This is a genomic window from Pseudomonas sp. TJI-51, from assembly GCF_000190455.2.
Lineage (GTDB): Bacteria > Pseudomonadota > Gammaproteobacteria > Pseudomonadales > Pseudomonadaceae > Aquipseudomonas > Aquipseudomonas juntendi.
Genome location: NZ_AEWE02000037.1, coordinates 43,104 through 54,374 on the forward strand (window position 1 = coordinate 43,104; position 11,271 = coordinate 54,374).

Below are 11,271 nucleotides of genomic sequence, written 5' to 3' on the forward strand. Positions count from 1 at the left end.
ATCCAGCACGTCTTCGCGCAGGGCCTTGACCCAACGCTCGTCCTGGTCGTCCAGGTCGGACTGGAAACCGGCGTCGAGCATTTCCCGCACCGGCTCGATCATCGAATACGGCATGGTCACGTGCAGGTCACCGCCACCACCGTCCAGCTCGATATGGAAGGTGGACACCACCACTGCCTCGCTCGGGCCGACGATGTTGGCCATGGCCGGGTTGACCTCGGAGTTCATGTACTCGAAAGACACCGGCATGATGGCCTGCCAGGCTTCCTTCAGGTCGACGAAGCACTGGTCCAGCACCATGCGTACCACGCGCAGCTCGGTGGGGGTGAACTCACGGCCCTCGATCTTGGCGTGGCGGCCATCGCCGCCGAAGAAATTGTCCACCAACTTGAACACTAGCTTGGCGTCGAGAATGAACAGCGAAGTGCCGCGCAATGGCTTGATCTTGACCAGGTTCAGGCTGGTCGGCACATACAGCGAGTGCACGTACTCGCCGAACTTCATCACCTGCACGCCACCCACGGCCACGTCGGCCGAGCGGCGCAGCAGGTTGAACATGCTGATGCGGGTGTAGCGGGCGAAACGCTCGTTGATCATTTCCAGGGTCGGCATGCGACCGCGCACGATACGGTCCTGACTGGTCAGGTCGTAGCTTTTGATACTGCCGGGCTCCGCGGCGGTCTCGGTCTGCACCAGCCCGTCGTCGACGCCGTGCAACAGGGCATCGATTTCATCCTGGGACAGCAGGTCCTGTACGGCCATGACGGACTCCTACTGCAATACGAAATTGGTGAACAGCAGCTGGTCGATGACCGGCTTGCCAAGTTCCTTCTGCGCCACTTCCTGGACCACGGCAGTGGCTTTCTGGCGCAGCATTTCCTGGCCGACCGGGCTGCTGGCGAGGGCGTCGAAGCCCTGCCCGGAGAACATCATCACCAGGTTGTTGCGGATAACCGGCATGTGCACCTTGAGTGCATCCAGGTCTGCCTGGTTGCGCGCCTGCATGGTGATGCTCACCTGCATGTAGCGCTGGCGCCCGTTCTGGTTGAAGTTGACCACGAAGGCCGGGGTCAGCGCCTGGTAGATCGCTGCTGGCTTGACGTTGCTGGCTGCCGCCTCGGCGGCCGGCGCCGGTTCGCTCTTGTGCATGATGAACCAGGTAGCGCCCACCGAAAGGCCGATCGCCAGCAACAAGCCGACGACAGCCATGATGATCAGCTTGAGTTTGCCTTTTGTGGCGGGGTCTTTGACTGCTTCGCTCTTCGCCATGCCAATAATCCGTCGTCCATCGGGGGTTCAAAGGAGGATGGCTTGGCTTGAGCAAGTGTTATGCCAGATTATTCAGAAGCTCGTTTCAGCAGGATTTGCGGTGCTGTCTTCTTCGCGGGCATGCCCGCTGCCACAGGTACTGCACAGGTTGCAAACCCCTGTGGGAGCGGGCAAGCCCGCGAACAGGCCGGAACAGGCTACCCGGCATCAGGCGTAGTAATCGACCGCACTGTCGCCGACAACCACCTGCTGCTCCACAGGCCGGGCGCTCTCGACAACCTCGCCCCCACCCTGCCCGGCCCGCCGCGCGGCCACCCCGGACAGGTTGCTGTCCTGTGCCTGGCCCTGTTGCTGCTGCTGCCCCCGCGACTGATCGGCGACGTTGACGTCGGGCTGCGCCAGCCCCTGCTGGGCGAACAGCTCGCGCAGGCGGTGCACCTGGCTGTCCAGAGCATCACGCACGCCCGCGTGGCCGCTGATGAAGGTGATCTGGGTCGCCTGGTCCGCTGCCACATTGACGCGAATGTCCAGGCGGCCCAGCTCGGCCGGCTCCAGCTGGATATCCGCCGACTTGAGATTCTGGCTGGACAAGTACATGACCCGGTTGACCAGGCCCTCAGCCCACGCATTCTGGTTCATCGGCAAGGGCTGGTGCAGCGGGCTGGCACTGGCCGGCACCGCGTTGGCGGTCTTGGCCGTGGCTGCCTGGGTCAGGCTGGCCAGACGATTGGCGAAGTCGTCGATACGGGTGTCGCTGGCAGCGCTCTTGGTGTCTTTCAGGCCATCTTCGAGCAAGGCACCGAACGCCCCGTCACCGGACTCGGTAGCGTCGCCCTCGCTTTGCTCGACCAGAGTCGTCAAGCTATTGACGGCAGCGCGGGCGTCATCGCCCTGGGCCTGAGCCGGATCAAGGGCATGTGCGGAAGTACTGCCTTTGGCCTGGGCGCTGTGCTCCAGCGCCAGGCGCAGGGTTGGCAGGTTGGCCAAGGGGTCGGCGTCAGGGTCGAAGGCTTCTTCGGTGGGTTCTGCCGGCACTGCGGTGGCCAGTTGGGCTTGCGCCGTGGCGGCTTGCAACACGGGCGTCACCGCCTCGGCCTGGGCCTGGATCAACTGCCCGCCGGGCTGGCCATCGGTGACCTGCCCGGCCACCAGGCTGGCGTCCGTCAGCCCGGTATCGGCCTGGGCGGTATCGTCATCTGGCAATTTGTTGCCGTCATCGGCAACCGCTGCCTTGCTGCCCGGGTCTTTCTTGCCGCCAACAGCCGCTTCCGGCTTGTCCTTGGGCCTGGCCTGGGCAACCTTGTCATCGGGCCCAGCCGGCGGGTTGCGCCGCTGCCGGGCCATGACCTGGTCGAAGCCGTCGCCCTTGTCGCCCAACGCCTGCACGGGTTTGTCTGCCTGCAGGGCAGTTGAACGCGCGCTACTGGCGGGGGCATTGGCTTGCAACAAAGGGTTGGGTGCGACAGGCATCGAGCGGTCTCCGCGCCAGAACGTGAGTATCTTCCTGGCGGAGAAAAGCAAGACTCGCGCCAACTACCCGTCAGCCGGTAGAAATGCGATCTTTCTCACCGCGATAAAAGCGCTTTACCTCCTGATACTCCCGATCAATGCGGCTGATCAGGTCCTCGATGCCATACAGCGGCGGCCGCCGCGCACGCTCTTCAAGCTGCTGGCACAGGCTGGCCAACACCATGGCGCCCATATTGCTGCTACTGCCCTTGAAGCTGTGTGCAGCCATCCTGAGTTCTGCCGCATTTTTCGCCGCAAGTAGCTGCTCCACGCGGCGCTCCGAGTCCGTGAGAAACGTCTCCACCAACGTCAGATACTCATCCTCCATGACCTCACGCAGGCCCTTGAGAACCTGGTGATCGATATGCATGTCCATCACTTGCTCACTCCCTGATCAAGCAGATTATGCCCAAGCCCGCCCGGGGCTCACCATTCGAATTCCACCTGCGCACACCGCCCACCCTCTGCCCAGCGCGCATCACCGGCCAGCTGCCGCACCAGTTTCAGACCACGCCCACTCAGGCCGTGGTCCGGCACAGCCCGTGCCAGTACGCTCGGCACATCGAAACCAGCGCCGCTGTCGCTGACTTCGATACTCAGACGCCCACCCTGGCCACGCGGTTCAACCCTGAAACGGATGCTTACACAACCTTCAGCCAGCGATGCCAGGCGCCGCGCCCGTTCTTGATAATAGTCGGCAAAGCCCTGCACATCGCATTTGAGCTGCGAATCCAGACCGAGCACGCCATGCTCCAGCGCATTGGAATACAACTCGCTGAGCACGCTGTGCAGGTGGCCAGTGCGCGCTCGCAAGCCGGGTATTTCCTGCAACAACTGCACCAAGTAGGGCACCGGGTTGAAACTTTTGAGGCTGGCACCCCGCACCTCGAACGCCAACGACCAGTCCTGCGGGCTTGACCGGCCGCTGTCAGCGTAGACCACCGGCATCGGTGGCCGCTCTTTGGCACCGAACATGCGGATATCGCACAGGCTGATATCGTCGCGCGGGTGCCCTCCAAAACGCTCCAGGGCCAACAGCAGCTCGTCGAACAAGCAGGCCGGGTCACGATTGGCGTTCAGCACCTCGCGCAGGCGCCGCTCGCCGAACAGGCGCTCCTGCTCGTCGGCAGTTTCCAGCACCCCGTCCGACAGCAGGAACAGGCGCTCCCCTGGCACCAGCGGCAACATCTCTGTGCTGGCATCGAAGCGTTCGGCCGCCAGAATACCCAGCGGCAGGTGCCGAGACTGCAGCACCGACAACACCTGGCCATCCAGCGAGAGGTGGTAGACGTCAGGCATGCCGCCATTCCATACCTCCACTGCGCCACACTGCATGCTCAGATTCAGCAGCACCGCGCAGCAGAACATGTCGACCGGCAGAATACGCTTGAGCTTGGCGTTCATCTCGCGCAGGACCTCGGCCATGCCGTAGCCCTTGGCGGTCATGCCGTAGAACACCTCCGCCAGCGGCATGGCACCCACCGCAGCCGGCAAGCCGTGGCCGGTAAAATCACCCAGCAGTACACGCATGTCGCCGGCCGGCGTGAAGGCCGCCAGCATCAGGTCACCATTGAACAAGGCGTAGGGTGATTGCAGGTAGCGGATGTTCGGCGCCGCCAGGCAGCCGGCATGCGCCACCTTGTCGAACACGGCCTTGGCCACCCGCTGTTCGTTGAGCAAGTGGTGGTGGTGCCGGGCGATCTGGTCGCGCTGCGCCAGCACGGTACCCTGCAACCGACGGAGGCGGTCCATGGCGCGGATCTTGGCTGCCAGTATTACCGCGCTGTAGGGCTTGGCCATGAAGTCATCGCCGCCCGCTTCCAGGCAACGCACCAGGGCCTCCTCCTCGTTCAGCGAGGTGAGGAAAATGATCGGCACCAGCGCCTCGCCGGCCAGGGCCTTGATCTGCCGCGCCGCCTCGAAGCCGTCCATGACCGGCATCAGCGCATCCAGCAGCACCAACTGCGGGCGCCGCTCGACGAACAGCGCCACGGCCTGCTCACCATTTTCCGCAGTGACAACCTCGTGCCCCTGGCGGCGCACGATCTGCGCCAGCAACAGACGGTCGGCGGCACCGTCCTCGGCAACCAGTACGGTCAATGCCTGTTCGGCCGGCATGTCGGCGCTCAGCTGATCTTGAAGAGTTTTTCGAAATTGGAGATGGCGAGAATCTTGCGCACATCGGAGCTGGGATTCATCACTTCAACCTCGACCGCTTCTCCCGCATGGTCACGCAGCAGCAACAGCATGCCCAGGGCCGAACTGTCGAGGTGGGTCGTGTCTTTCAGATCGACAACCACGCGATCGTGCCCGCCTGGTTGGCGCTCATAAGCACCGCGAAATTCCTGATGCTGGCTGAAATCGAAGCGTCCTTTGATCTTGATCGTCAACGTTTTCCCATCCTGCGTGAGATCAGTTTCCACTGCCATGCGAGCGATTCCTTCGATGATGGCGAATACAGCTTGTTGAAGGTTTAGCAGGCGATGGCACGGGCGGCAAGAACACGGCGCCCACAGGCCGCTTCACAAAGCGACGCCACGGATTCAGAACTGATCTTGCCGCGGCAGGCGCTGGGACAACTCGTCCAGCAGGCGCTGCTCACGCTTGTCCTCGGCGCGGCGGGCCTCGTCCAGGTAGCGCTGCACCAGCTTGCGCAGCCCCTCCACCCGGGCGTAGGCCTGCTGCCACGTGCCACGGGCATTGTTGAGGTTGTTCTGATGCCAGACCAGGCTCTGCCGCTGCTGGGCCATCGCCGTTTCCAACTGGCCAAGGAAGCGCTGGTAGTTCACCAGCCAGTTGCCATTGACCCCCTGCCCACCGCGGTTGATCCACTGCTGCTGGTAGTCTTCGCGAAACCGCTCCAGCTCGGCCAGCTTGGCCTGGGCGACGGCAACTTGCTGCTGGAAATGGCCCAGCCGCTGGGCGGCCTTGCGCTCGGCCTCTTCGGCCATGTCCACCACCGGCGCCAGGCGCGCGGCGCGCCCAGGGAGGGCCATGGCCTATCAGCCGGCCGGGGGCGTGAAGATCGCCCCCAGCTCTTCACGGCTCTGCGCCATATCCACGTTTTCACGCAGGCCCTGGCGCAAGAAGCCCACCAGCTTCGACTGCAGGGCAATCGCCAGGTCAGTCTCCGGATCGCCGCCCGCCACATAGGCACCCACGCTGATCAGGTCGCGGCTTTGCGACAAGCGCGACCACAGCTGCTTGAATTTCTGCGCCTGGCGCAAGTGGTCGGCATCCACCACCTGCGGCATCACCCGGCTGATCGAGGCTTCGATATCGATGGCCGGGTAATGGCCTTCCTCCGCAAGGCGCCGCGACAGCACGAAGTGCCCGTCAAGCACACCACGCGCCGAATCCGCGATGGGGTCTTGCTGATCGTCACCTTCGGACAGCACGGTATAGAACGCGGTGATCGACCCACCGCCCGGCAAGCCATTACCCGCCCGCTCCACCAGCTTGGGCAGCTTGGCAAACACCGACGGCGGATAACCCCGCGTGGCCGGCGGCTCGCCAATGGCCAGGGCAATTTCCCGCTGGGCCTGGGCAAAACGGGTCAGCGAATCCATCAGCAACAGCACATTCTTGCCTTTATCGCGGAAGTACTCGGCAATGCGCGTGCAGTACATGGCGGCGCGCAGGCGCATTAGGGGGGCATCGTCGGCCGGCGAGGCGACCACCACGGAGCGCTTCAGGCCCTCCTCACCGAGAATGTGCTCGATGAATTCCTTGACCTCGCGGCCCCGCTCGCCAATCAGGCCGACCACGATGATTTCCGCTTCGGTGAAGCGGGTCATCATGCCCAGCAATACCGATTTACCCACGCCGGTACCGGCAAACAGGCCCAGGCGCTGACCCCGGCCGACGGTCAGCAGGCCGTTGATGCTGCGAATACCCACATCCAGCGGTTTGCTGATCGGGTCGCGGTTGAGCGGGTTGATCACCGGGCCGTCCATCGGCACCCAATCCTCGGCCTTCATCCCGCCCTTGCCATCCAGCGCGCGGCCCGCACCGTCCAGTACCCGGCCGAGCATGCTCATGCCCATGGGCAGGCGGCCGCCGTCATCCAGCGGCACCACGCGTGCGCCCGGGGCAATGCCGACAATGCTGCCCACCGGCATGAGGAACACCTTGGACCCGGCAAAGCCCATGACCTCGGCCTCGACCTGCACCGGGTGATAACTGTCGTCGTTGATCACCAGGCAGCGGCTACCAACGGCGGCACGCAGACCTTCGGCCTCCAGGGTAAGGCCGACCATGCGCAGCAGGCGGCCTTCGACGATGGGCTGGGCGGGCAGCGCAATGGCCTCGGCGTAACTGCCCAGGCGCTTGCTGAAACTGGTGCGTTCAAGGCGCATCAGGGTTGTCCACGGCAGGCTCGAGCGGCGCATCCAGGTCTATCGCCAGGTCGGGTTGAGCCGGGTGCAGGGAATGGTCGTGCAACTGGTCGAACAACTGCGCCACGGCCTTTTCGGTACGCGTTTCCATGCTCGCGTCGATGCGACTGTGCGCGGTTTCGATGCGGCAACCCCCCGGTAACAAGGCGCTGTCTTCCAATAGCCGCCAGTTTTCCTCGTGCCGTTCACGCAGGGCCTTGGCCAGCTCGAAATCCTGCGGGTTGAGGTGAATACGAATGTTGTCCGCGCCCATGGGCAGCAGCTTGAGTGCCTCGCGCAACACCTGGGCGATCTGGCTGGAGTCGGTGCGCAGCTCACGGCCGATCACCTGGCGGGTCATGTGCGCGACCAGATGCACCAGCTGCTTTTCGATCTGCGTGTCTTGCTCGGCAATCGGCGCCATCAGGTTGCTCATCAGCCGCTCAAGGCTGTCGAGCTTGGCCTTGAGCGCCTCTTCGGCCTCCTGGCGAACCTTGAGCTGGGTGCTATGGAAGCCCTCGCGCTCACCGGTGGCGAAGCCCTCGTTGTAGGCTTCCTGGCGTATGGCTTCGAGCTCTTCCAGGGTCAGTGGCTGGACTTCTTCCAGCGGCACTTCCTCGATTTCGTCCTCAACCACCTCGGGTTCTGGCTCAGGTTGGGGCTCGGGTTGCGGGTCGAAACTGGGCAACGCCCATACATCCACGCCCTCGAGGTCGCGGGCACGGATCAGGTCGCTGGGGTGGTGTTCTTTGGTGGACATTGGTAATGCCTGTGGGTCATAGCGGCAAGCTTCAAGCGGCAAGTTTGAAGAAAAAAGCAGGCTGCGCAAGGGCTGCTGTTTCTTTTAGCTTGCCGCTTAAATCATTTCCTCGGCGCCTTTGCCGCCAAGCACGATCTCGCCGGCTTCGGCCATGCGCCGGGCAATGGTGAGGATTTCCTTTTGCGCCGTTTCCACATCGCTGACCCGCACCGGGCCCTTGGCCTCCAGGTCGTCGCGCAGCAGCTCCGAGGCACGCTTGGACATGTTCTTGAATATCTTGTCCTTGACGCGCTCGTCGGCACCCTTGAGCGATACCACCAGCACGTCCGACGACACCTCGCGCAGCAGCGCCTGGATACCGCGGTCGTCGACATCGGCCAGGTTGTTGAAGACGAACATCAGGTCTTCGATCTGCTCCGACAGGTCGCTGTCGATTTCGCGGATCGCGTCCATCAACGCGCCTTCCACGGAGCTGTCGAGGAAGTTCATGATGTCGGCGGCGCGCTTGATGCCACCCAGGGTGGTGCGCGCGGCGTTGGAGTTGCCCGAGAACTGCTTCTCCAGAATCTGGTTCAATTCCTTCAAGGCTGCTGGCTGCACAGTGTTGAGCGACGACACGCGCAGCACGATGTCCAGGCGCACCTTGTGATCGAAGTTGCTCAGTACCTCGCCGGCCTGGTCGGGGTCGAGGTAGGCGACCACGATGGCCTGGATCTGCGGGTGCTCGTAGCGGATCACATCCGCCACGGCGCGCGGCTCCATCCACTTCAGGCTGTCCAGGCCACTGGTATTGCCACCCAGCAGGATGCGGTCGACCAGGCCGTTGGCCTTGTCCTCGCCCAGCGCCTGGTTGAGCATCTTACGGATATAGGCATCGGAGCCCACGCCCAGGCTGGTCTGGTCGCCGACAATATCGACGAACTCACTCATCACCTGCTCGACCTGGTCACGGTGCACATTGCCCATCTGCGCCATGGCCACACCTACCCGCTGTACCTCCTTGGGGCCCATGTGCCGCAGCACCTGCGCCGCATCGGTTTCACCCAGCGAAAGCAACAGGATCGCCGCCTTGTCCACGCGGCTCAGCTTGGCGGTAACGGCTCGGTTATCACTCATCGGCGTTGATCCACTCTTTCACGACCTGGGCAACACGGCCCGGGTCTTCGGCCACCAGGCCTTTGATTGCGTTGAGCTGTGCCTCGTAACCCTCGCTTGGGCTAGGCAGCAGAATGCTTGTCGGGCCACCCAAGCTGACGCGGTCGTTGGCCAGTTCGCCATCCAGACCCATCATGCCGCCCAGCTCCATGTCGCTATCCGGGGCAGCTTGCTTGCCGCCCCCTGTAATGTTGTTCAACACCGGCCGCAGTACACCGAATACCAGCACCAGGATGAACACTACGCCCAACACCTGCTTGACGATATCCCAGAACCACGGCTGCTGGTAGAAGGCGATGTCGGCAATTTCCTCGCCACGGTCGGCCGCGAACGGCACGTTGATCACCGTCACGCTGTCGCCACGGCTGGCATCGAAACCAACGGCGTCCTGCACCAGGCGGGTGAAGCGCGCCAGGTCTTCGCTGCCCCACGGGGCACGGGTGGCGTCACCAGTCGCGGGGTCGATCTTGACCTGGTCGTCGACCACCACGGCCACCGACAGACGGGTCATGCGCCCTTGCTGCTGGCGGGTGTGGCTGATCGAGCGGTCCAGCTCGAAGTTCTTCGTGCTTTGCTGCCGCTTGTCCGACGGGTACGGCGCGAGCATCGGCTGGCCGGTGGCCGGGTCCATGATCTGCTGGCCATTGGCATCGACCAGCGGTTGCCCAGGCTGAATGGCCGCTGCCGGGGTGGCGGCGCCACCGGTGGTCTGCGGTGCTGTGGCCGCACCGGGCGGCTGGTTGCTCAGTGCCCCAGGCACGCCCTGCGGGCCTTGGCTGCTGGCACGTTGCTCATCAACCGACTGCTCACTGCGCAGCGCTGGTTGGTCGGGGTTGAACTGCTCGGAAGTGGACTCGACTGCGCTGAAGTCCAGGTCGGCGGATACTTCGGCCTTGTAGCGGTCGTTGCCCAGCACCGGCTGCAAAATGTTGTGCACACGCTGGGTGAGCATGCTTTCCACCCGGCGGCTGTAGTCGAACTGCTTGCCAGCCTGGGTCAGCGCAGAATCCTGGATCTGCTCGGACAGCAGGTTGCCCTTCTGGTCCACCACGGTGACCTGTGACTTGTCCAGCTCCGGCACGCTGGTGGCGACCAGGTTGACGATAGCCATCACCTGCCCGGGTTCCAGGGCGCGGCCTGGGTACAACTCGACCAGTACCGAAGCGCTGGGCTTGCGTTCGTCGCGCACGAACACCGAGCTTTTCGGAATGGCCAGGTGAACGCGGGCGGCCTTGACGTTGTTCAGGCTCGACACGGTGCGCGCCAGCTCGCCTTCCAGGCTGCGGCGGTAGCGGGTAGCCTCCATGAACTGGCTGGTGCCCAGGCCCTGCTCCTTGTCGAGCAGTTCGAAGCCCACGTTGCCGTCACTTGGCGCCACGCCCGCCGCGGCCAGCTTCAGGCGTGCACGGGCGAGGTCATCGGACTTGACCAGCAAGGCGCCAGAATTGGGTTCGACGTTGTACGGAATGTCGGCCGCAGCCAGGGTGTCCATGACCTGCTTGGTGTCCATGCCCGACAAGCTGCCGTACAGCGGACGGTAATCGGGTTGCTGCGACCACAGCACCACGGCAAAGCCGATCGCCACGCTGGCCGCCAGGCCGACCATGAGGCCGACCTGCCGCAGCATGGGCATCTGCGCGATGTTTTCCAGAAACGCCATGCCGAACAGCGGCGGCTTGGCCGCTGGCGAACCAGCCTTGGCGGGGGCGTTATCGACGACTGCTTCAGCCATGGGTTACATCCGTCCTCAAACCGGCATCTGCATGATGTCCTGGTACGCCTGGACCAGCTTGTTGCGTACCTGGGTCATGGCCTGCATCGACACGCTGGCCTTCTGCGAAGCGATCATCACGTCGGTAAGGTCGACGCCGCTCTTGCCGATTTCGAAGGCGTTGGCCAACTGGGTCGAGGCTTGCTGGGTTTCATGCACCTTGCCAATGGCCTGGCCGAGCATGTCGGCAAAGGTGCTTTGACCTGGCGCCAGCTCGGGGGCAGCGGTGACCTTGGGCAGCGACATGGCGTCGGCCTGCATGGCGCGCATATCCAGCATCAGACGATTGAATTCAACACCTTGGCTCATGACCCTTCTCTCTCCTGCGGCCGCATTTTTTTGACACCCATGCAGCGAATAGCCTACGTAGAGCAACAAAGGTGCCAGCCTCTATCGTTCAGGCAACATCACACCCCTGTGGGAGATTCTAT

General features: G+C 63.6%; 12 protein-coding genes. All 12 read right to left on the reverse strand.

The window, feature by feature from the left end; all coding sequences use genetic code 11:
* Positions 1–762: flagellar motor switch protein FliM (fliM, locus tag G1E_RS08715; RefSeq protein ID WP_047149768.1), on the reverse strand; the 762-nt coding region annotated here is incomplete at its 3' end.
* A gap of 9 nt (positions 763–771) precedes the next feature.
* A complete protein-coding gene (gene fliL / locus G1E_RS08720) occupies positions 772–1,269 on the reverse strand; it encodes a flagellar basal body-associated protein FliL (protein WP_009683213.1) in 498 nt (165 codons plus the stop codon).
* Between the two features lie 207 nt (positions 1,270–1,476).
* A complete protein-coding gene (locus tag G1E_RS08725) occupies positions 1,477–2,739 on the reverse strand; it encodes a flagellar hook-length control protein FliK (protein WP_009683212.1) in 1,263 nt (420 codons plus the stop codon).
* 70 nt (positions 2,740–2,809) lie between these two features.
* Complete coding sequence (locus G1E_RS08730; protein WP_033690485.1) at positions 2,810–3,157, reverse strand: Hpt domain-containing protein; 348 nt, start codon at positions 3,155–3,157, stop codon at positions 2,810–2,812.
* A gap of 47 nt (positions 3,158–3,204) precedes the next feature.
* Entirely contained in the window at positions 3,205–4,896 is a 1,692-nt protein-coding gene (locus G1E_RS08735) for a fused response regulator/phosphatase (RefSeq protein ID WP_009683210.1), read from the reverse strand.
* Between the two features lie 8 nt (positions 4,897–4,904).
* The gene (locus tag G1E_RS08740; RefSeq protein ID WP_009683209.1) at positions 4,905–5,207 is read right to left on the reverse strand and encodes an STAS domain-containing protein; all 303 of its coding nucleotides are present in this window, start codon (positions 5,205–5,207) and stop codon (positions 4,905–4,907) included.
* Positions 5,208–5,321: 114 nt separating this feature from the next.
* Positions 5,322–5,774 carry a flagellar export protein FliJ gene (gene fliJ, locus G1E_RS08745; protein WP_009683208.1) on the reverse strand — a complete coding sequence of 151 codons (453 nt, stop codon included), beginning with the start codon at positions 5,772–5,774 and terminating at the stop codon, positions 5,322–5,324.
* A gap of 6 nt (positions 5,775–5,780) precedes the next feature.
* The gene (fliI, locus tag G1E_RS08750) at positions 5,781–7,136 is read right to left on the reverse strand and encodes a flagellar protein export ATPase FliI (RefSeq protein ID WP_029885652.1); all 1,356 of its coding nucleotides are present in this window, start codon (positions 7,134–7,136) and stop codon (positions 5,781–5,783) included.
* Positions 7,126–7,914 carry a flagellar assembly protein FliH gene (gene fliH, locus G1E_RS08755; RefSeq protein WP_009683205.1) on the reverse strand — a complete coding sequence of 263 codons (789 nt, stop codon included), beginning with the start codon at positions 7,912–7,914 and terminating at the stop codon, positions 7,126–7,128. The genes fliI and fliH overlap by 11 nt, the downstream gene beginning before the upstream one ends.
* Before the next feature lie 96 nt (positions 7,915–8,010).
* Positions 8,011–9,030 (reverse strand): flagellar motor switch protein FliG, encoded by a 1,020-nt coding sequence (fliG, locus tag G1E_RS08760; protein WP_003254434.1) that lies wholly within the window; start codon positions 9,028–9,030, stop codon positions 8,011–8,013.
* Complete coding sequence (gene fliF, locus G1E_RS08765) at positions 9,023–10,801, reverse strand: flagellar basal-body MS-ring/collar protein FliF (RefSeq protein WP_047149764.1); 1,779 nt, start codon at positions 10,799–10,801, stop codon at positions 9,023–9,025. Before fliF ends, fliG begins: the two co-directional genes overlap by 8 nt.
* Before the next feature lie 15 nt (positions 10,802–10,816).
* A complete protein-coding gene (gene fliE / locus G1E_RS08770; RefSeq protein WP_003254438.1) occupies positions 10,817–11,149 on the reverse strand; it encodes a flagellar hook-basal body complex protein FliE in 333 nt (110 codons plus the stop codon).
* Positions 11,150–11,271: the final 122 nt, after the last annotated feature.